This window comes from Nocardiopsis sp. SBT366 (assembly GCF_001083815.1).
In the GTDB taxonomy this organism is placed as follows: Bacteria; Actinomycetota; Actinomycetes; order Streptosporangiales; family Streptosporangiaceae; genus Nocardiopsis; species Nocardiopsis prasina.
The window spans coordinates 114787-135177 of sequence record NZ_LAVM01000002.1 but is presented as its reverse complement, the minus strand read 5'-3'; the positions used below and the strand labels follow the sequence as shown (position 1 = coordinate 135177).

General features: G+C 71.9%; 13 protein-coding genes. 10 read left to right on the top strand and 3 right to left on the bottom strand.

Annotation, left to right across the window (positions count from 1 at the left end; translation table 11 throughout):
• From cobT to ADX84_RS01340, 8 genes are all read left to right on the top strand, one after another.
• Positions 1 to 2050, top strand: a 2050-nt coding sequence (cobT, locus tag ADX84_RS01375; protein ID WP_049566035.1) for a nicotinate-nucleotide--dimethylbenzimidazole phosphoribosyltransferase, incomplete at its 5' end; no start/stop codon positions are given.
• A 567-nt stretch (positions 2051 to 2617) separates the two neighbouring features.
• Positions 2618 to 3898 (top strand): uroporphyrinogen-III C-methyltransferase, encoded by a 1281-nt coding sequence (gene cobA / locus ADX84_RS01370; protein ID WP_049566033.1) that lies wholly within the window; start codon positions 2618 to 2620, stop codon positions 3896 to 3898.
• A gap of 73 nt (positions 3899 to 3971) precedes the next feature.
• Positions 3972 to 5864, top strand: a complete 1893-nt coding sequence (locus ADX84_RS01365; RefSeq protein ID WP_049566030.1) for a dynamin family protein — start codon at positions 3972 to 3974, stop codon at positions 5862 to 5864.
• Positions 5861 to 8812: a GTPase gene (locus ADX84_RS01360; protein WP_049566027.1), complete on the top strand. Its 2952-nt coding sequence runs from the start codon at positions 5861 to 5863 to the stop codon at positions 8810 to 8812. The genes ADX84_RS01365 and ADX84_RS01360 overlap by 4 nt, the downstream gene beginning before the upstream one ends.
• A gap of 614 nt (positions 8813 to 9426) precedes the next feature.
• Positions 9427 to 10782 (top strand): GGDEF domain-containing protein, encoded by a 1356-nt coding sequence (locus ADX84_RS01355; RefSeq protein WP_049566024.1) that lies wholly within the window; start codon positions 9427 to 9429, stop codon positions 10780 to 10782.
• Between the two features lie 96 nt (positions 10783 to 10878).
• Positions 10879 to 12183: a DUF4192 domain-containing protein gene (locus ADX84_RS01350; RefSeq protein ID WP_053107229.1), complete on the top strand. Its 1305-nt coding sequence runs from the start codon at positions 10879 to 10881 to the stop codon at positions 12181 to 12183.
• A gap of 10 nt (positions 12184 to 12193) precedes the next feature.
• Entirely contained in the window at positions 12194 to 13858 is a 1665-nt protein-coding gene (gene ettA / locus ADX84_RS01345) for an energy-dependent translational throttle protein EttA (protein ID WP_049566021.1), read from the top strand.
• A gap of 135 nt (positions 13859 to 13993) precedes the next feature.
• Positions 13994 to 14545 carry a globin gene (locus ADX84_RS01340; RefSeq protein ID WP_234003811.1) on the top strand — a complete coding sequence of 184 codons (552 nt, stop codon included), beginning with the start codon at positions 13994 to 13996 and terminating at the stop codon, positions 14543 to 14545.
• 9 nt (positions 14546 to 14554) lie between these two features.
• Here the strand turns inward: ADX84_RS01340 and ADX84_RS01335 are convergent, their stop codons facing one another.
• Together ADX84_RS01335 and ADX84_RS01330 are read right to left on the bottom strand one after the other, a co-directional pair.
• Positions 14555 to 14992 carry a thioesterase family protein gene (locus tag ADX84_RS01335; RefSeq protein WP_049566069.1) on the bottom strand — a complete coding sequence of 146 codons (438 nt, stop codon included), beginning with the start codon at positions 14990 to 14992 and terminating at the stop codon, positions 14555 to 14557.
• Positions 14993 to 15150: 158 nt separating this feature from the next.
• On the bottom strand, positions 15151 to 17244 hold the full coding sequence (locus ADX84_RS01330) for a prolyl oligopeptidase family protein (RefSeq protein WP_049566010.1): 2094 nt from the start codon (positions 17242 to 17244) through the stop codon (positions 15151 to 15153).
• A 378-nt stretch (positions 17245 to 17622) separates the two neighbouring features.
• On the opposite strand from ADX84_RS01330, the gene ADX84_RS01325 reads away from it, so the two are divergent.
• On the top strand, positions 17623 to 18123 hold the full coding sequence (locus tag ADX84_RS01325; RefSeq protein ID WP_017545170.1) for an HNH endonuclease: 501 nt from the start codon (positions 17623 to 17625) through the stop codon (positions 18121 to 18123).
• Positions 18124 to 18270: 147 nt separating this feature from the next.
• Positions 18271 to 18477 carry a zinc ribbon domain-containing protein gene (locus ADX84_RS01320; RefSeq protein WP_026129369.1) on the top strand — a complete coding sequence of 69 codons (207 nt, stop codon included), beginning with the start codon at positions 18271 to 18273 and terminating at the stop codon, positions 18475 to 18477.
• 7 nt (positions 18478 to 18484) lie between these two features.
• On the opposite strand, the gene ilvD is transcribed toward ADX84_RS01320, so the two are convergent.
• A complete protein-coding gene (gene ilvD, locus ADX84_RS01315; RefSeq protein WP_082206233.1) occupies positions 18485 to 20347 on the bottom strand; it encodes a dihydroxy-acid dehydratase in 1863 nt (620 codons plus the stop codon).
• Between the last annotated feature and the right edge of the window lie 44 nt (positions 20348 to 20391).

Here is a 20391-nt window from a genome sequence, read left to right as displayed (position 1 = left end):
GACCGAACCCGCGACCCCCGAGTCCCCGCGGACCGAGCCCGAGCTGCCAGAACCCACCACGAACCCCGGCCAAGCGGACGAGAACCGTCCGGCCACCGACCCGAAGCAGAGCGACACCGTGCACGCACACGAAGCAGCGGCACCCTTGGAGGTACCGCAGCACCCGGGTCCGCGCCAGCGGACCGAACCGGAGGAACCACAGGGGGCGCCGGCGCCGGCCCTGGTCCCCGCCATCCAGGCGGCCCGTGAGGCGCTCAACGCCGAGGCGCAGAGCGCCGCGGGGGCCCGGGAAGTCCCGGAAACACCCGGTGACGACGTCTGGAGCGACGCGGGCCACGCCTTCGACGACGCCGAGCGCGCCGCCGTCTACCGGGCCATCCGCGATCGCCGGGACGTCCGTGCCGGGTTCCTGCCCGAGCCGGTCCCCACCGACATCCTCACCCGAGTCCTGGAGGCGGCCCACCAGGCGCCCAGTGTGGGGCACACGCAGCCGTGGGACTTCCTGGTCATCGACGACCCCGAGATCCGGGCCCGGGTGCGCGACCTCGCCCAGACCCAGCGCGACGCCCAGGGCCACACCCGGCCGGGCACCCGAGCGCAGGCGTTCTCCGGGCTGAAGGTCGAGGCGGTGCTGGAGAGCCCGATCAACATCGCGGTCACCGTCGACCCCAGCCGCGGACCGCACAGCCCCGGTCGGCACTCCAAGCCCGCCTCCTACTCGGCCGCGCTCGCCGTGGAGAACCTGTGGCTGGCGGCCCGGGCGGAGGGGCTCGGCGTCGGCTGGGTCGCCTTCACCGACGAACGCGACGCTGCCAGCGTCCTCGAACTCCCCTCCCACCTCGAACTCGTCGCGTACCTGTGCGTCGGCTACGTCGAGGACTTCCCCACCGAACCCGAACTCAGCCTCGTCGGCTGGGCCAGGGGCCGCCCCCTGTCCTGGGCCGTGCACCGCGACCGCTACGGGCGCCGAGGTCTGCCCGGCCAGGAGCCGACCACCCTGCTGGAGGAGACCATCACCGCCATCGGAGCGCCCAACGCCCGAGCCGTGGAGGAGGCCAGGGACCGACAGGACCGTATGACCAAGCCGCGCGGTTCCCTCGGAGTCCTGGAGGACGTCTCGGTGCGGCTCGCCGGGCTGGCGGGGGAGTGCCCGCCGCCGGTGCCCGAGCCCGCGGCCGTGGCGGTCTTCGCCGGTGACCACGGGGTGTACGCCCAGGGTGTGACCGCCTGGCCGCAGGAGGTCACCGCGCAGATGGTGCGCAACTTCCTGGACGGCGGGGCCGTGGTCAACGCCTTCGCCGAGCAGGTGGGCGCCGAGGTGACCGTCGTGGACGTCGGTGTGGTCGGGGACCTGGCGGGCGGCACCGGCCTGCTGCCGCGCAAGGTCGCTCGGGGGACCGCCGACTTCACCCAGGGCCCGGCGATGACCCGGGACCAGGCGCTCCAGGCACTGGAGGCGGGCATCGAGATCGCCCGCGACCTGGTGTCGGCGGGAAACCGCTGCCTGGTCACCGGCGACATGGGGATCGGCAACACGACCCCGGCCGCCGCTCTGGTCTGCGCGTTCACCGGAGCGGACCCCGCCACGGCGACCGGCCGGGGGACCGGCGCGGACGACGCCACCTATGAGCGCAAGGTGGAGGCCGTGCGCCAGGCGCTGAAGGCCAACCCCGTGGACGAGGCGGACCCGATCGGAACCCTCGCCGCGCTCGGCGGCCTGGAGCACGCCGCACTGGCCGGGTTCGTCCTGGGCGGGGCGGCGCTGCGGGTGCCGGTGCTCCTGGACGGCGTGATCGCCGGTTCCGCCGCGCTCGCGGCCGCCGCGATCTCGCCGGACTCCCTGAGCGCCTGCTTCGCCGGGCACCGCTCCACCGAACCCGGTCACGCGATCGCCCTGGATCACCTCGGCCTCACGCCGCTGATCGATCTCGAGATGCGCCTGGGTGAGGGCTCCGGGGCGCTGCTCGCGCTGCCGATGCTCCAGGGTGCGGTGCGCGCGCTGCGCAACGTCGCCACCTTCGACACCGCTGGTGTGACCACCGGCCAGTGAACGCTGACCGGGCGCGGGCCACCCGTGGGTGCTGACCCCCGCACGGGCTCGGGAAGACGACGGCAGGGGACCCCGCCACCGAGGAGGTGGGCGGGGTCCCCTGCCGTCGGGATCATCCGACCTGTTACGCGTAGCAGTGCCAGTGCCAGTGCCAGTGCCAGTGCCAGTGCCAGGGCCAGGGCCAGGGCCAGGGCCCGTGGCCGTGGGGCGGTCGGCGTGGATGGCGCACCCGTGGGGCCATGCGACCCGTGACGCGTGCCCGGGCCGGTGCCTCGCGGTCACGGAGACCGCCGCGACGGGGCCCTCACGAGGCCGGTCGGGTCTTCCGGACTCCGGGGCCTCCCGAGAGGCCGTGCCCGCCCACACACCCTGGGGCGGGCTGGGGCGGCCCGATGCGGCACGCGTCACGCCGGTCCGCCCCCGCCCCTTTACCTCCACGTGATGCCGCGTTGGCAGGCTACTTTGGAGCCAACACCGAACATCGCTGGCGGCGCGCCGGGCCCGTCCGCGCGCGCACCCCGTCGACGGAGCCGGGGGCCGGTGCGGACGACCGAAAGGGTGCGATCCGTGACCTATCTCCTGGGCCTGCGCATGCGGGACCGCGACGTCCTCGTCGTCGGAGGCGGGAGGGTGGCCCAACGCCGGGTCCCCGTCCTGCTGGAGGCCGGTGCCCGCGTCACCCTCCTCGCCCCCGAGGTGTCAGCGGCGCTGGAGGACCTCGCCGACGCCGGGCGCCTCACCTGGCTCCGCCGCCCCTGGGGGCCGGGTGACGTCAGCGGCCCCGACGCCCCGGCCTTCTGGCTGGTGCACGCTGCCACCGACTCCCCGGAGACCAACGCGGCGATCGCCGAGGAGGCCGAGGCGTCCCGCATCTGGTGTGTTCGCGCTGACGACCGCCACTCCTCCTCCGCCTGGACCCCGGCCAGCGGCTCCGCCAACGGCGTCACCGTGGGCGTCGTCGCCTCGGGTGACCCCCGTCGCTCCGCCGGGTTGCGCGACGCGGTCGTCGACGGCCTGGCCGACGGCACCCTGGACGCCAGGCGCGGTCGCGAGCGCCTGCGCGGCGTCGCCCTCGGCGGCGGCGGCCCCGGCGATCCCGGGCTCATCACGGTGCGCGGCCAGCAGTTGCTCTCCCAGGCCGACGTCGTGGTGGTGGACCGCCTCGCCCCGACCCCGCTCCTGGACCGCCTCCCCTCGGAGGTCGAGATCGTGGACGCCTCCAAGATCCCCTACGGGCGTTCGATGACACAGGACGACATCAATTCCGTCCTCGTCGAGCGGGCCCGCGAAGGCAGGTTCGTGGTCCGGCTCAAGGGCGGTGACCCCTTCCTCTTCGGCCGGGGCGGTGAGGAGGCCGCCGCCTGCGCCGCCGCCGGTGTTCCCGTGATCGCCGTCCCCGGTGTGACCAGCGCCCTCGCCGGACCGGCGAGCGCCGGCATCCCCGCCACCCATCGGGGTGTGGCCCAGGACGTGCACATCGTCTCCGCGCACGTCGCCCCCGAGGACGCCCGCTCCACTGTGGACTGGGCCGGGCTGGCCAGGGCGGGTGGGACGGTGGTCGTCCTCATGGGGGTGCAGCGCATCGAGGCCATCGCGGACGCCCTCGTCGAGCACGGGCGCTCCCCGGACACACCCGTCGCCGTGGTCCAGGAGGCCACGCTGCCGGGTCAGCGAACGGTGACGGGTACGCTGGCGGACATCGCCGCCTCGGTCCGATCAGCCCAAGTGCGGCCCCCCGCCGTGGTGATCATCGGAGAAGTGGTCAAAACTGCGCGGGATCTTGACATACTGCACACGGGAGTCCAGTTCGAGACCGATCGACTGGCAACCGGGCGCGATCTCCAGTGAGACCCCCACGACGGTGAGCGAGAGCCGCGCCGACGGGGGATTTCCCAGTACCGATGAGGAGGGCATACCGATCATGACCCGGCCGTCGGCCGCACCGAACGCCTCGGGCGAGGGTGCCTCGGACCGGTTCGGAACCGGACCGGACGCCGCCTCCGCCCAGCCCGCCGCACCGGGCTCCGCATCCGCCCCGCTGGCCGGAGTCCCCGACAGCGAACGCCGGGGACCCACCGTCCCCGTGCCCGTGAGGCCCGCCAAGCACCGCGCCCCCACCAACGAGGACGACCGCTTCGAACAGGTACTGGAGTCCCTGCGCAAGCAGATCCGGGACCTGGAGTTCGCCGAGGGACTGGCCGGAGCCGAGGACGGGCAGGCCCTCCAGGCCGACGTCCTGGCCCAGCTCTCCGACTACGTGCTGCCCCGCGTGCGCCGCCCCGACATCCCCCTGCTCATCGCCGTCGCCGGCTCCACCGGCGCGGGGAAGTCGACCCTGGTCAACAGCCTGGTCGGCGAGCAGGTCACCACCACCGGCGTACGCAGGCCCACCACCAACAGCCCGGTGCTGGCCTGCAACCCGGCCGACGTCGACTGGTTCAGCGAGGCGTCCTTCATCCCGTCCCTGCCCCGCGTGCGTCAGCAGGGTCTGGCCATGCCCGGCAAGGACGGCATGCTGGTGCTCGCCGCGACCGAGGCCATGCCCCCGGGTGTGGCCCTGCTCGACACCCCCGACGTCGACTCCGCCGTCGCCGCCCACCACGAGTTCGCCGCCAAGTTCCTGGACGCCGCCGACCTGTGGGTGTTCGTCACCACCTCCGGCCGGTACGCGGACGCCCGCGTGTGGGAGTTCCTCCAGGTGGCCCGGGACCGCGACACCTCGTTGGCCGTCGTGCTCTCCCGCGTGCCCCGCAAGGGACGCCGCCAGCTCCTGGACCACTTCGGCGCCATGCTGGAGGCCAACGGTCTGGGCGCCGCCGCCCGCTTCGCCATCCCCGAGACCGACCAGATCGAGGGCGAGCGCTTCACCTCCAACGTCGCCGACCACATCCGCGAGTACCTGGCGGACGTGGCCGGTGAGGCCGAGCAGCGCGACCGGGTGTCCCGGCGCACCTTCATCGGGGTCATCGACAGCTTCCGCACCCGTGTCCCCGAGCTCGCCCGCCAGGTCGAGGCACAGATCGAGACCGGGCGCTCTCTGGGCGCCTCCGTCGACGACGCCTACGTCGGCGCGATCGACCGGATCGACACCGCCCTGGGAAACGGATCACTGCTGCGGGGCTCCCTCCTCGCCCGGTGGCAGGAGGTCGCGGCCAGCGGAGAGCTCGCCAGGAGCCTGCGCCTGCGCGGCAAGAAGTCCCGCAAGGGCCGCGCCGAACAGGCCGAGCGGGGCCAGCGGGTCAGCGCCCTGGAACGCGCCGTCCGCGACTCCCTGGAGGCCCTGGTGGTCTCCGCCAACGGCCGCGCCTGGGACCGGATCGAGGAGCAGTGGCGGGACGTCCCCGGCGGCGGCGAACTGGCTGACCAGGCCCTCGACCAGCCCGGCAGGGGAATGCTCGCCAAACAGGTCCGCCAGGAGATCGCCGAGTGGCAGCGCGGGATCGCGGAGATGACCGCGGCCAACGGCGCCACCAAGCGGTCGGTGGCCCGGTTCGTCACCTTCGACCACGACGTCGTCGCGCTGGTCATGATCATCGACCTGCTCGGCTACGAACGATCCCACTCCGGAGGCGGCGCCCACGTGGCCGACACCTCCGGTCCGTCCCCACAGCGCCTGCTCAAGGGGCTGTTCGGCGCCCAGTCGTTGCGCAGCATCGGCGGGTCCGCGAGGGAGGACCTGCGCCAGCGGGTCCTCGGGCTGCTCTCCCACGAGCGCGTGCCCTTCGACCACGCCCTGTCCAAGGCGGGCATCCCGTCCGACGACACCGCCGTCCAGCTCTATCAGGCCACGTACAACCTTGAGATCGCACGATGACAACTCAGTGGAACCCCGCGCACGCGGGTGATGCCGGTCCGGACCGGAACCGAGCCGAGGGCGCGGAGCGCGAGCCCGCCGGGCGGGGTTCGGACGAGCGCGGCGCAGCCGTACGGGGTTCCGCCGCGAGCCCCTGGAACGACGTCCCCGCGACGTCGTCGCCGGACCCGGACCGGTCCGCCGGAGCCGAGGAACCCGCTCGCTACCAGAGCGGACCCTGGCGCGGCTACACGATGCCGGTGCCCGAGCACCCCGAGCACGCCGAGGAGCGGGAACGGGCAGCGGAGGAGAACTCCGCCTACGACCCACCCGCCTACGACGGGATCACCGGCTACCCCGACCCGTCCGGCGCCGGGGCGGCTCAGGGCGCGACCCAGAGGGCGGTGCCCGACGAGGGCGCGGACGATGAGGGGACCGGGGCCGACGACGGCACCGTGCCCACCGACTCGCGCCCCGAGTCGGCCGAGTCGGCCGGGGCCCGCCAGCGCAGGTTCGGACGCCACGCGCGCTCCTCCGCCCAGGTGGCCGAGGGGGCGGAGGCGAACGGGACCGCGCAGCGACGCCGTCAGGGCGACGCGGACCAGGACGACGACCCGGACGGACTCGCGGGCTGGGTCGGCAGCCTCACCGAGGCGGCCGACGACACCCGCATCGCCGGACGCCACACGGGGAGTTTCCCGGTGATCACCCCGGAGACCGAGCGCCCCGAGGACCAGGGTGAGCGCAGCCGTGGCGAGAACGGACGGGACCGGGCCGAGGGCGGGCAGGGCGAGCGCGGGCGCGGCAGACGCGACCGGGTCGGCAGTGATCGCGACGGTCACGACCCGGACGAACGTGAGCGGGACGAGCCGGACCAGCCCGACGGGCAGGAGGGGACGCGACGTCCGCACACCTCCCGTCCGACCCCCGGTGTGGCCCAGCCCGCCACCGCCACCTGGGTTCCCGGACCCGAGGACGAGAGCGTCGCCGACGATGCCGAGGAGGAGCGAGGGGAACCGGGCGAGAACGCCACCCCTGGCACCGCCGACGCCGGGTTCGACCTCCTCGACGACGAGGGCGCCGCCCGCGCGGCAGCCTCGGAGGCCTCGGCCAAGCCCACCGTCGACGAGTCCACCGACGTTCCGCAGGGGGAGGAGGCGGCCGACGACGGCCCCGAACCCCTGCCCCGCCGGGTTCCCGGACCCTCAGCGGTCTCGGGGGCCTTCCGGGCGATCGGTGGCGACACCGTCGCAGCCGAACCCGCGTCCGGTTCCACGTCCAGCGCCGGGGGCGCCGCCCCGGAGGAGGACGACGAGGAGTACCGGCCCACCAGCGGTGACCACTGGCAACCCACCAGCACCACCAGCCGCGCCGAGCTCATCGAGCGCCTGGACGCCTTGAACACCCTGACCGAGCTCGGTCAGGGCGACCTTCCCGAGAAGGTCCTCGGCCAGGCCAGCCAGCTGCTGGACCACGCCGGTGCCCGCCTGCGCCTGTCCGGGGACCACACCGTCGTGGCCCTGGCCGGAGGCACCGGGAGCGGCAAGTCGTCGCTGTTCAACGCCCTGTGCGGTCTCGAACTCTCCCAGACTGGCGTCACCCGCCCCACCACCTCCAAGGCCCACGCCTGTGTGTGGGGCCACGAGGGCGCGGACGCGCTCCTGAGCTGGCTGGGCGTGCCCACGCGCTACCGCCACTCGCGCACCGGGGTCCTGGACACCAGCAACTCCGAGCTCACCGGACTGGTCCTGCTCGACCTGCCCGACCACGACTCGGTCCGCAGCATGCACACCGCCGAGGCCGACCGGCTCATCGGCTCGGTGGACCTGCTCGTGTGGGTGCTCGACCCGCAGAAGTACGCCGACGCCGCCGTCCACCACCGCTACCTGGCCAAGATGGCCGGGCACGGTGCGGTCACTGTCGCCGTCCTCAACCAGGTGGACCGGGTCGCTCCGGACGAGCTGGAGGAGCTCCTCACCGACCTGCGCCGGCTCCTGGAGACGGAGTCCGGTGTGCACCCGAGGGTGATCACCACCTCCACTGTCACCGACCAGGGCATCCGCGAGGTGCGGGAGTTCCTGGGTGAGACGGTCGTCGAGCGCCGGGCCCTGGTCGACCGCCTGGTCGCGGACCTGGACCAGGTGATCGTCCCCTTCGAGGAGTTCTACGGCGAGGGCGAGGTCCCCGCGACGGTCTCCGCCGAGGTGCGGTCCCAGGTGCAGGAGGGGCTGGCCAAGGCGGCCGGGGTCACGGCCGTCGCGGACGTCGTCGAGACCAACGACGTGCGCCGGGGCAAGCGCAGGGTCGGCTGGCCGGTGGCCCGCCGCGCCGCCAAGCTGCGCAAGGACCCGCTCGCCGCGGTCCAGCTGGACTTCCTGCGCCGGGACGAGCCGGGCGTGGGCGGGCCGGTGGACGCGCACGAGGCCGAACTCGAGACCGCGCTGGGCGAGGCGGCCGACGAGGTGTCCGAGGGGATGCCCGGTCCGTGGCGCCGCCGGATGCGCGCGGCCGCACGCAGTGGCGTCTCCGAGCTGCCGGGCGAACTCGGTGAGGCGGTCGCCGGTGCGGTCGGTGACCCCGACCGCAGCCCGTCGTGGTGGCGGATGGCCCGGACCGTGCAGTACGTGCTGCTCGCGGTGGCCGGGGCGGGGTTCGCGTGGGCCGTGGTGTCCCTGCTGAGCTGGCTCGGCGGCGGCATCACCGGGCTGCGTATGTTCGACGACCCCGTCTTCGTCGCCTACGCGGGCGCCGTGGTCGTGGCCGGTCTGTTGGTGGGCTGGCTGACCGGGGTGGGCTGCGGGAACCTCGTGGAGGTGGCCGCCGTCCAGCGCCGCGAGGAGGTGGAGCGCACGGCTCAGACGCGGGTGCGGGAGATCGCCGGGCGTCGGGTCGTGGCGCCGATGGAGGAGGAGCTCGCCCGCTACCGGGCCTTCCGGGCCGCCTACGAGGTGGCGCGGACCCAGGACTGAGCCACGGCCCCGCGGGGCCGGTCGGCCCCGGAAGGGGCGCGGACCGCGGCGGCTGGACAAAGGAGGGCCGGTCGGGGCGAACCCCGACCGGCCCTCCGAGAACGGGGACGGGCGGCATGGGCCGCCCGTCCCCGTCGTGTGTCAATGAGGGGGACTTACAGCCAGTGAACGACCTTCTTGGCCATGTGATGCTCCTTCGATTCGAGTGAGTGCTGCTGGATCATCGGGCGGTCGGCACGGCGGACAGACAGCGACAGAGACGGACCGGCCAGCTTCTGGCCGAAACCGGCGATGCCCTCTGGCAGGATGCCCTAGATCGTGACGCTAACCAACCCCCCTGGAACACAGGGTGACCACTAAGGTAGCCTCAACCTGCGGGTCACATACAATCGGCGATTAAGTTATTACCCAAAGTAATGTAAAGTGGTAGGGGCGTACTCCCCAGTCGCCTACCAGGGAGGACGTGGCACCCACCCGGTCACCGAGTGGCACCGTGAGGGAACGCGGGGCGAGTCCGGTTCGTCGAAGGGAGAACCGTGAGAGGCGGTGGGCGCATCAGAGTCGAGTGCGGGGGTCCGGAGACAGAAGGTGACACTGGGAGGGAGGAGGGAGCGGTGAGCATCTCTGAGAAACCGATGGCAACCGAGGGCGCCCCCCTTGGGGAGCGCCGGTCCTGGCCGATCTTCCAGCAGCCCCTGGGGCTGGTCGTCTACCTGATCCTGTTGGTCTTCGTCGCGTTGTTCCTGTTCGGGGTGGCGGCAGCGCAGACGGTTCCCACCGTTTCCGACCTCTCACTGCTGCTCGCCCTGGTGATCTCCGCAGTGGTGTGCGTCGAGGCGATCCGCCGCATCGACCTGCCCGCCGGGATCACCCGCGACCTCCTGGGAGCCTGGTGGTTCCCCGCGATGCTCCTCCTGCCCCCGGTGTACTCGCTCCTCATCCCCGTCCCCGTCTACCTCCTGCTCCAGCGCCGGAGCCGGCGCACCCTGCCGCACCGTCGCGTGTTCAACGCCGCCGCGATCGGCGTCTCCGGCTTCCTCGCCTCGGTGGTCTGGCACGGCGCGCAGGGCGGCCTGCTGGCCGGGATCAGCGGCTCCCCGAACGCGCACGAGTCCCTGCTCTCGCTCAGCGGCGTGAGCCTGGCCCTGGCCTGCTGCGCCGGTTTCACCGTCATGAACACGTTCCTGGTGTTCCTGGGTACCAGGCTCAGCGGCGGATCGGGCAGCGTGCGGACCATGTGGGACCGGGAGGCGTTCCTGGTGGACTCCGCCGAGTTATGTGTCGGGGTGACGGTCGCGATCCTCGCCCAGTTGTCGATGTTCCTCCTGGTCATCGCGGTTCCGCCGGTTCTCCTGCTCCAGCGCAGCCTGGTCTACCAGCAGCTTCAGACCGCCGCGCGGACCGACCCGAAGACCGGCCTGCTCAACGCCCCCACCTGGGAACAGGAGGCGGCCGCCGAGATCAACCGGGCCCGCACCACGCGGGGCCGGGCGGCCGTGCTCATCGTGGACATCGACCACTTCAAGCGGGTGAACGACAGTTACGGTCACCTTTTCGGTGATCAGGTCCTGCTGGGCGTCGCGACGACCATCGCCCAACAGCTGCGCCAGTCGGACCTGCTCGGACGGTTCGGCGGCGAGGAGTTCGTCGTCCTGCTGCCCGGGGCCGACGCCACCGAGGCCTGGCAGGCGGCCGAGCGGCTGCGCTCCCAGGTGGGGCGGATGGAGATCGCGGTGGAGGACGTCCAGGTCTCCATCACCATCTCCATCGGGGTGGCCGTCGCCGGTGACCACGGCAACGACCTCGTCGAACTGCTGACCGCGGCCGACCTCGCGCTCTACCGGGCGAAGGAGACCGGCCGCGACCGCGTGTGCCTGCCCGCCGGGCGACCCGAGGTGACGGGGCAGATCCCCGGCCCCAGAGAGGGGCAGGTCACGGACCCCGCCAACAGCCCCGGAGAGCCTTCCTGACCCGCTGACCAGCGGAAGGGAAGGCGCCTGGGGCAGTTGTCCACAGATCAGCGCCGACCGGTTGCGCCGTCACCCCCGGTGACCGAACGTTGAAGCATGCCCGGTGAACAGCACGACCCCTCCTCCGGACCCGACGACCCCGCTCCCACCTCCTCTTCCACCCCCGCACCCCTGCGACTGCGTTCCCCGACGGACCTGCTCGCCGCCCTGCCCTACCTGGTGAACCAACCCCTGGACGACGCGGTGGTCGCGTTGGTTCTCAGGCAGGACAGCGTTCTCGGGGTCCTGTACGGCGGGCTCGACCACCTGGACCACGTCCTCACCCCGGACCGCAGCGGTCGGGCCGCCGTGGACGCCGCCCTCGCAGAGGACGGCAGCGCACTGCTGGTGGCCGGTTTCGGTCACTCGGCGCGGGTCACCCCCCACGTGCGCGCGCTCCTGAGTGAGGCCCGCGCCCGGGGACTCCTCGTCCTGGAGGCCCTGCGGGTGAACGGCGACCGCTACTGGTCCTACCTGTGCCACGACCCCGACTGCTGCCCAGCCGAGGGAAGGCGCTTCGACGTGAACGCGTCCCCGGTCCCGGCCGGAGCGGTGGTGCGCGGGCTGGTGCCGGCAGGGCGGCCTCCCTCCACGCGGACCGGGTTCCTGCTGGAGCCAGCACCCGGTCCTTCGAGGGCCGCGGTGGCCGACGCGGTCGCCGCCGAGGAGGCGGCGCCGCAGGAGGGGGCCGGGCACGTGGAAGGCCGCACCGCCGAGGTGCTGGAGACCCTGGCGGAGGAGGCACTGCGACGGGTGACCGACCCGGCGGTCCTCGCCCGGCTGGGCGTCCACCTGACCCGCGTCCGGGTACGGGACGCGGTGTGGACCCGCATCACGCCGGAGTCCGCGAAACTCCACGTCCGGCTCTGGTCCCGCCTGGTCCGCCACCTGCCGGAGCACCTGCTCCCGGCACCGGCCGCCCTGCTGGCCGTGGCCGCCTGGCAGCACGAAGACCTCGACCTGGCTCGCGCGGCGGTCGACGTTGCTCTGGAAGCGGAGCCGGGGTACGCGATGGCGGTGCTCATGGGCCGCGCACTGAAGGTGGGCCTGCCCGCCAGTCGTTGGCGCGGTTTCCTGGCCGCCCGCGTCACGGACGGGGACGGCGGGGAACCGGACACCGAGAGAGCGCACGAGTGGCCACGGAGGCCTTCGGAGCCCCCGGGTTGGGTTCCGTTCGGCTCAGTCACCCACTCCCACGGCATCGTGCGTGATCACGTGAGCGGTGTGGTTCCGGGGAGGAGGAACGCGGGGCAACCCTCGCAGCCGCGCGGGCCGGGGACCGCCACCACGGCGGTCCGCACGCGGTACGTTCCTTCGCCCCGATCGCCCGCGATGGCGGGGGCACCGGCCGGGACGCCCTAGGCTTGGAGGCATGCCGGAGTACATCTACACCATGCAAAACGTGCGCAAGGCGCACGGCGACAAGGTCGTCCTTGACAACGTTTCGGGGTCGTTCCTGCCCGGAGCCAAGATCGGTGTCGTTGGCCCGAACGGTTCGGGTAAGTCAACGCTGTTGAAGATCATGGCCGGCATCGAGCAGCCGTCCAACGGTGAGGCGCGGCTCATGCCCGGGTTCACCGTGGGTCTGCTCGCCCAGGAACCGCGCCTCGACGAGAGCAAGACGGTCCTGGAGAACGTCGAGGACGGCGTCGCCGAGACCAAGGCGATGCTGAACCGCTTCAACGAGATCGCCGAGCAGATGGCGACGGACTACTCCGACGACCTGCTCGAGGAGATGGGCAAGCTCCAGGAGCAGCTCGACCACCGCAACGCCTGGGACCTGGACAGCCAGCTCGCGCAGGCCATGGACGCCCTGCGATGCCCGCCCGGTGACGCCTCCGTCACCCAGTTGTCCGGTGGCGAGAAGCGCCGCGTGGCGCTCTGCAAGCTGCTGCTCGAGGCCCCCGACCTCCTGCTGCTGGACGAGCCCACCAACCACCTGGACGCCGAGAGCGTGAACTGGTTGGAGCAGCACCTGTCCAAGTACGCGGGCACCGTCATCGCGATCACACACGACAGGTACTTCCTCGACCACGTCGCCACGTGGATCCTGGAGCTGGACCGCGGCCAGTTCTACCCCTACGAGGGCAACTACAGCACCTACCTCGAGACCAAGCAGGCCCGTCTCAAGGTCGAGGGGCAAAAGGACGTCAAGAAGGCCAAGCGCCTCAAGGACGAGCTGGAGTGGGTCCGCTCCAACGCCAAGGCCCGCCAGACCAAGAGCAAGTCCCGTCTGGCACGCTACGAGGAGATGGCCGCCGAGGCCGACAAGACCCGCAAGCTGGACTTCGAGGAGATCCAGATCCCGCCGGGTCCGCGTCTGGGCAACACCGTGGTCGAGGTCAAGAACCTCACCAAGGGCTTCGAGGACCGGGTGCTCATCGAGGACCTCAGCTTCTCGCTCCCGCCCAACGGCATCGTGGGCATCATCGGTCCGAACGGTGTCGGCAAGACGACGCTGTTCAAGATGATCGTCGGTGAGGAGGCCCCCGACCAGGGCAAGATCACCGTCGGCGAGACCGTCGAGACCTCCTACGTCGACCAGTACCGGGGTCGGATCGACGACTCCAAGAACGTCTGGGAGACCATCTCCGACGGCGAGTCCTTCATCACCGTGGGCAAGGTCGAGATCCCCAGCCGCGCCTACGTCGCCGCCTTCGGTTTCAAGGGCTCGGACCAGCAGAAGTCCTCCGGTGTGCTCTCCGGTGGTGAGCGCAACCGGGTCAACCTGGCGCTCACCCTCAAGCAGGGCGGCAACCTGCTGCTCCTGGACGAGCCCACCAACGACCTGGACGTCGAGACCCTCGGTTCGCTGGAGAACGCCATCCTGGACTTCCCGGGCTGCGCCGTGATCACCTCCCACGACCGGTGGTTCCTGGACCGCGTCGCCACGCACATCCTGGCCTGGGAGGGCGGCTCCTCCTGGTACTGGTTCGAGGGCAACTTCGAGTCCTACGAGAAGAACAAGGTCGAGCGCCTTGGCCCGGAGGCCGCGCGCCCCCACGCGGTCACCCACCGAAAGCTCACCCGCGACTAGTCACGGTTTCGTCGTCAGGCCCCGCCCTCCGGAGACCTCCGGAGGGCGGGGCCTTCCGCGTGCCCGAGGGGGCCGGTCACTCCCCTTGTGGACGGTCTCGGGGAGGGGGCGTGAACGTGGCATACCCTGGGGGCGATGACTTCCGCGCGCGATGACCACCAGGGCGCGGGCGAAGAGCCCGTGCGAATGACGTTCTACGAGGCCGTGGGCGGTGAGGAGACCTTCACCCGCCTGGTCCGCCGTTTCTACGAGGGCGTCGCCGACGACCCCGTGCTGCGGCCGATGTACCCCGAGGAGGACCTGGGACCCGCCGAGGAGCGGCTGCGGCTGTTCCTGATCCAGTACTGGGGCGGCCCCCGCACCTACAACGAGCAGCGAGGCCACCCTCGCCTGCGCATGCGCCACGTGCCGTTCCGAATCGGCGCCGCCGAGCGGGACCTGTGGCTCAGGCACATGCGTGACGCCGTGGACTCCCTGGACCTCCACGAGGCCCTCGAGCGCCAACTCTGGGAGTACATGGTGATGGCCGCGCACAGCATGGTGAACGTCGCCGAGGACGCCACCCCACCCGCGGTGGTCAAGCCGACCTCACTGCGTGTGGGCGGCGACGGCAAGGTGCGGCGTGACACCGGGGGCGCGGGTGACGATGACGACGGCGAGGCCGTCACCATCTCCCTGAAGCGGTGACCCGCACCCTCAGGAGAACCTGTGCAGGAGCGAGCGCTCGGCGTCATTGAGGCGCCGGGCGCTCTGCGTCGCCACGTCGAAGCCGACCAGGACCGTCCTGGCACGCAGGTACACGCGGTCGTCGTCGAGGATCTCGTAGTCCATGGTGAAGCTGGCGTTGCGCACCCCGGACACCCACAGCTCCACGCGCACCGGCTCGATCCTGGGCAGCAGCGGGGCGACGTAGTCGGCCTCCTGGCGGGCCACCACCGTCGCGCCGAACCCCTCGGGGCCCTCCCCACCCGCCCCGAAGTGGAGGAAGCCGACGCGGGCGTCCTCCAGGTAGGTCAGCATCCGGACGTTGTTCACGTGCTGCTGCGGGTCAAGGTCGGCGTAGCGCACCTGGGCCAGGTGAACGTACCGCTGGGGTCCGGTGGTCGCGGTGTTCTCGGCCTCGGTCTGTGTCACGTCCTGCATCCTCTCCGCGGGGTGGGCGCGCCCCGCACCACGTGGTGCGGGACGCGCCCGACTCCGACGATTCTCCCAAAGACCACCTGGGTGAACCCCGGCGCGGGCGGCCCTCCCCCTGTGTCCTTGCTCTCCTCACCGGGGGAGGGCAGCCGAGGTCAGGGCGTCGAGAGCCCCAGGTGGTGGGCGAGGAAGGCGAGCTGGTCGGCCGTCAGGGCCGTGCTCCGGCTCACCGACCGGGAGCTGTGCCCGACCTCTGCCTCACGGCGCACGAGGATCGGCTTCTCCTCCACCGGCGCGGAGGTGGCCGCCTGCATCCGCGCGCACAGTTTGCGCGCGTGCATCGGGTCCACCCGGGTGTCGTTGTCGAACACCGTGAACAGGGTGGCCGGGTACCGGGTGCCCTCACGCACGTTGTGGTACGGCGAGTAGCCCAGCAGCCAGCCCAGCTGCTCGGGGTCCTCCGCACTGCCAAACTCCACGTTCCACAGCTGGCCCAGGCCGAACCTCTCGTAGCGCACCATGTCCAGCAGTGGAGCCGAGCACACGGCGGCCGAGAACAGGTCCGGGCGCTGGGTGACCATCGAGCCCACCAGCAGCCCCCCGTTGCTGCCGCCCATGACGGCGAGCCGCTCCGGAGTGGTGATTCCGCTGCTGATCAGGTGTTCGGCGGCCGCCGCGCAGTCGTCGAACACGTTCTGCTTGTTGGCGAGCATGCCACCTCGGTGCCACTCCTCACCCTCCTCCAGACCGCCGCGCAGGTTGGCGACGGCGTACACGCCCCCGGCGCGCACCCACGCCAGGATCGCGGCCGAGTAGCCCGGGGTGAGGGAGATCTGGAAGCCGCCGTACCCGTAGAGGATGGTCGGCCTCGGACCGTCGGCGGGCTCCACGGGGGAGACCACCAGCATGCGGACGGTGGTGCCGTCCTTGGAGGTGAACGCGACCTGTTCGGTCCGGACCTCGGGCAGGTCGATCTCGCCCGGGAAGCTGGCCCACGGCGTCACCTCCCCGCTCCGCGCGTCATAGTGGTACACCGACGAGGGGTGGGTGTTGTCGGTGTACCCGAACCACGCCTCGTGCCCGCCCTCGGGCCGGGTGCTCAGCCCGGCGAGGCTGCCCAGACCGGGCATGGGCAGGGATCCGAGGCGTTCCCCGGTCTCCGGGTCGTGCCGGGTGATCTCGCTGACGGCGTGCCGGCTCCACACGGCCAGGATCTCGGGAGTGCCGTTCCCGTCCCAGCCCAGGAGGGAGTGGCCCTCCAGGACCGCCTCCGGGTCCTCGGGGATCAGCGTGGCCCAGTTCTCGTAGCCCGGTGCGGCCGGGTCGGCGACGCACAGGCGCCCGCGCGGGGCCTCACGGTCCGTGAACAGGTACAGGCGGCCGTCCCGGCCCATCCCGGGGTGCAGGTCGGAGTCGACGCCCTCCTGGATGGTGACCAGACGGGGGCTCTCCAGCGGACCCTCCTCCAGGTCCGCGATCCAGGCGTTGGTCGCGGACGAGGTGCCCCGGACGGAGGTCAGGACCAGCCAGCGCCCGTCCCGGCTCACCTCGACCCCGAAGTACTCGGTCTTCTCCCGGCCCTGGCCGAAGACGAGGGCGTCCTGGTCGTCGGGTGTGCCCAGCCGGTGCAGGTAGACGCGGCGGTGGTAGGAGGTCTCCTCCTCGGGCACGTCCTCCGGGGGAAGGCGTCGCACGTAGTAGAAGGCCGACGCGTCCGGCAGCCAGGCCACGGGACTGTAACGGGTGCGGTCGATGGGTCCGTCGACGAGTTCGCCGGAGTCGACGTCGACGACGCGCAGCGACGACTCCTCGTTGCCGCCCTCGGAGAGCTGGTAGGCGAGGAGGCGGCCGTCGGGGGAGGGGCGCCACGCGTCGAGGGTGGTCAGGCCGGAGGGGTCGAGGGCACCGGGGTCGATCAGGACGCGTTCGGGGCCGTCACCGTCCCGCACGTGGAGTACCGCGTGCTCCTGGCCGGGGGCACGCCGGGTGACGAAGCGCCGGTCGCCGCGCCAGAGCGGCGTGCCCTCGTGCCCCGCGCCCATGAGTGAGCGCACCTGATCCGCGAACCAGTCGCGGGTCACGTAGTCGCTCGACAGCTTCTCGTACAGGTCGTCCTGGGCGTCGGCCCACGCCTTGGTGTCCGTGGAGTCGGCGTCCTCCAGCCACCGGTAGGGGTCGCGGACGGTGTGGCCGTGGAGGGTCTCGTTGATGTCCAGCCGAGTGGCCGGGGGATAGCGGAGTTCGCGCATACTTCGCACCCTATCCACCGTTATCTCACTGTGTGTGTTCGGCGCGGCGGGAGGATGAATCCGGGGCACCGGGACGCAGAATGGTTTCCAGAAAGCGACAACGGGCGTTTTCTGGGCGGCCCGACGTAAATTGGGGTGGCGCCGGAGCGGTCCGAACAAGCAAACTGAATGCGGGACGCAACTCGGCGGGAACCACCGGGAGGTCCGTGTGGCAAGGCGTACGGAGACACCGATCCTCGGGTCGGTGCACAGGGAGGTCACCTGGCTGGCTGATCGGCTGGCCGGGGAAGAGACACGGCGGTCGCACGCGGCCGTCGGGGCGACGCGATGAGCGCCCGACGCAGCCGGGAGGGTGGTCCAGGAACCGCCCGCCGCCACGTGCTGCTGCTCAACGCCAGCTTTGAACCATTGACGACGCTGCCCCTGCGCAGAGCGATCCTGCTCGTTCTGCGCGAGAAGGCGGAGGTCGTTCACGATGACGGCGCGGGGGCGGTGCTGCACTCGGCGACGCGCTCCTACGACGTACCGTCGGTGATCAGGCTTCGGCGCTACATCAGCGTCCCCTACAGCCGGAGGGTGCCCCTCACCCGGGTGGCGCTCATGCGGCGGGACCGGCACATCTGCGGTTACTGCGGAAAGAAGGCGGAGACGATCGACCACGTCATCCCCCGGAGCCGCGGTGGCGCGCACGTGTGGGAGAACGTGGTGGCGGCATGCAAGCCGTGCAACCACCGGAAGGCGGACAAGTTCCTGGACGAGATCGGCTGGGAACTGCACATCACCCCCAAGGTGCCCAAGGGCCCCCACTGGCGGTTGATCAACGGTGACCTGCACGGCGACCCCCAGTGGGAACCGTACATGGCACATCTGGCCGCCTAGGCGGCAGCAAGGGTCGGAACCGGGCGTCCCACCCGGCCCAGACAGCGCCCCCGGTGACTCGACCCCGTCGACTCGCCGGGGGCGCCCCCGTCAACAGGGACGGGGGAGGGGCTGGAGGCCGACCCCGGCCCGGCCTATCCTTGGGGCATGCCCCGATACGACTTCCGCTGCCGCGAGTGCGGCGACACCTTCGAGCTCTCCCGCCCCATGGCCGAGTCCGACGCCCCCGCCGACTGCCCCCGGGGCCACGACGACACCGTGCGCCTGCTGTCCACCGTGGCGGTGGGCGGGCGCGCCGCCGCCCCCGCGTCCTCCGGTGGGGGAGGCTGCTGCGGGGGCGGCTGCTGCGGCTGAGGCCGCCCTACCTCTCGATCTGGGTGACGTCGCGCGCAGCGCCGGTGGAGGCCGAGGTGGCCATCGCCGCGTAGGCGCGCAGCGCGGCGGTCACCGGGCGCTGGCGGTCGCGCGGCTGGAACCGGCCCAGCTCCTTGAGCAGACGCTCCCTGCGTGTGTTCAGCTCGTCCTCGCCGACCTCCAGCACGATGCCCCGGTTCGGGATGTCGATGCTGATGGTGTCGCCGTCCTCGACCAGGGCGATGTCGCCGCCCGCGGCAGCCTCGGGGGAGGCGTGCCCGATGGACAGCCCCGAGGTACCGCCGGAGAAGCGGCCGTCGGTGATGAGCGCGCAGGCCTTGCCCAGGCCGCGGCCCTTGAGGAAGCTCGTCGGGTACAGCATCTCCTGCATCCCGGGGCCGCCCTTGGGGCCCTCGTAACGGATGACCACCACGTCACCGGGCTCGATCTGCTTGTTGAGGATGCCGTCCACGGCGTCCTCCTGCGACTCGAACACCTTCGCGGGGCCGGAGAAGGTCCACAGCTCCTCCTCCACACCGGCGGTCTTGACGATCGCGCCGTCCGGGGCGAGGTTGCCGAACAGCACGGCCAGGCCGCCGTCCTTGGTGTAGGCGTGCTCCGCGGAGCGGATGCAGCCCTTCTCTCGGTCGGCGTCCAGCGTGTCCCAGCGGACGCTCTGGGAGTAGGCCTTGGTCGTGCGCACACCGCCTGGGGCGGCGTGGAACAGCTCCACGGCCTCGGGCAGCACCGTCTCCGAGACGATGTCCCACTCGGCGAGGAACTCGCCCACGGTCTTTCCGTGCACGGTGGGCAGCGAGGTGTCGAGCAGGCCGCCCCGGGCCAGCTCGCCCAGGATGGCGGGAATGCCGCCCGCCCGGTGGACGTCCTCGATGTGGTACTTCTCGGTGTTCGGCGCGACCTTGCACAGGCAGGGGACGCGGCGGGAGACGGCGTCGATCTCGGGCAGCCCGAAGTCCACTCCGGCCTCGGTGGCGGTGGCCAGCAGGTGCAGGATCGTGTTGGTGGAGCCGCCCATGGCCACGTCCAGCGCCATGGCGTTGCCGAAGGCCGCGGGGGTGGCGATGGACAGCGGCAGCACGGAGTCGTCGTCGTCGCGGTAGTAGCGCTGGGCGGCCTCGACGACCAGGCGCCCGGCGTCCTCGTAGAGAGCCTTGCGCGCGGTGTGGGTGGCCAGGACCGTGCCGTTGCCGGGCAGGGCCAGCCCCAGGGCCTCGGTGAGGCAGTTCATCGAGTTGGCGGTGAACATGCCCGAGCACGAGCCGCAGGTGGGGCAGGCGTTCTCCTCCATCTCGTCGAGCTCGGCCTGGGAGACGCTCTCGTCCGCCGCCGCGATCATGGGGTTGATCAGGTCGAGCTTGCGGACCGTGGTGGCGGTGCCGTCGACCACCGTGACCTTCCCGGCCTCCATGGGACCGCCGGAGACGAACACGGTGGGGATGTTCAGGCGCATCGCGGCGAGCAGCATGCCCGGGGTGATCTTGTCGCAGTTGGACACGCACACCAGGGCGTCGGCGCAGTGGGCGTTGACCATGTACTCGAGCGAGTCGGCGATCAGCTCGCGGCTGGGCAGCGAGTAGAGCATGCCGCCGTGGCCCATCGCGATGCCGTCGTCGACGGCGATGGAGTTGAACTCGCGGGGCACGCCGCCCGCCTGGCGGATGGCGTTGGCGACGACCTCGGCGACCTCGCGCAGGTGCACGTGTCCGGGCACGAACTCCGTGAAGCTGTTGGCCACGGCCACGATGGGCTTGCCGAAGTCCTCGCGCTCCACGCCGGTGGCGCGCATGAGGGCGCGGGCACCTGCCATGTTCCTGCCGTGGGTGACCGTGCGTGAGCGTAGGGCTGGCATGGGGTGGACTCCCATCGATACGGGTGTTTCCCCACGATGGTAGT

Excerpts from the sequence above, each read along its gene's own strand:
- ADX84_RS01330 (WP_049566010.1), bottom strand. The coding sequence starts at position 17,244 with ATGCGCGAACTCCGCTATCCCCCGGCCACTCGGCTGGACATCAACGAG.
- ADX84_RS01340 (WP_234003811.1), top strand. The coding sequence starts at position 13,994 with ATGACTTCCGCGCGCGATGACCACCAGGGCGCGGGCGAAGAGCCCGTG.
- ADX84_RS01365 (WP_049566030.1), top strand. The coding sequence starts at position 3,972 with ATGACCCGGCCGTCGGCCGCACCGAACGCCTCGGGCGAGGGTGCCTCG.
- ilvD (WP_082206233.1), bottom strand. The coding sequence starts at position 20,347 with ATGCCAGCCCTACGCTCACGCACGGTCACCCACGGCAGGAACATGGCA.
- ADX84_RS01350 (WP_053107229.1), top strand. The coding sequence starts at position 10,879 with ATGCCCGGTGAACAGCACGACCCCTCCTCCGGACCCGACGACCCCGCT.
- ADX84_RS01320 (WP_026129369.1), top strand. The coding sequence starts at position 18,271 with ATGCCCCGATACGACTTCCGCTGCCGCGAGTGCGGCGACACCTTCGAG.
- ADX84_RS01360 (WP_049566027.1), top strand. The coding sequence starts at position 5,861 with ATGACAACTCAGTGGAACCCCGCGCACGCGGGTGATGCCGGTCCGGAC.
- ettA (WP_049566021.1), top strand. The coding sequence starts at position 12,194 with ATGCCGGAGTACATCTACACCATGCAAAACGTGCGCAAGGCGCACGGC.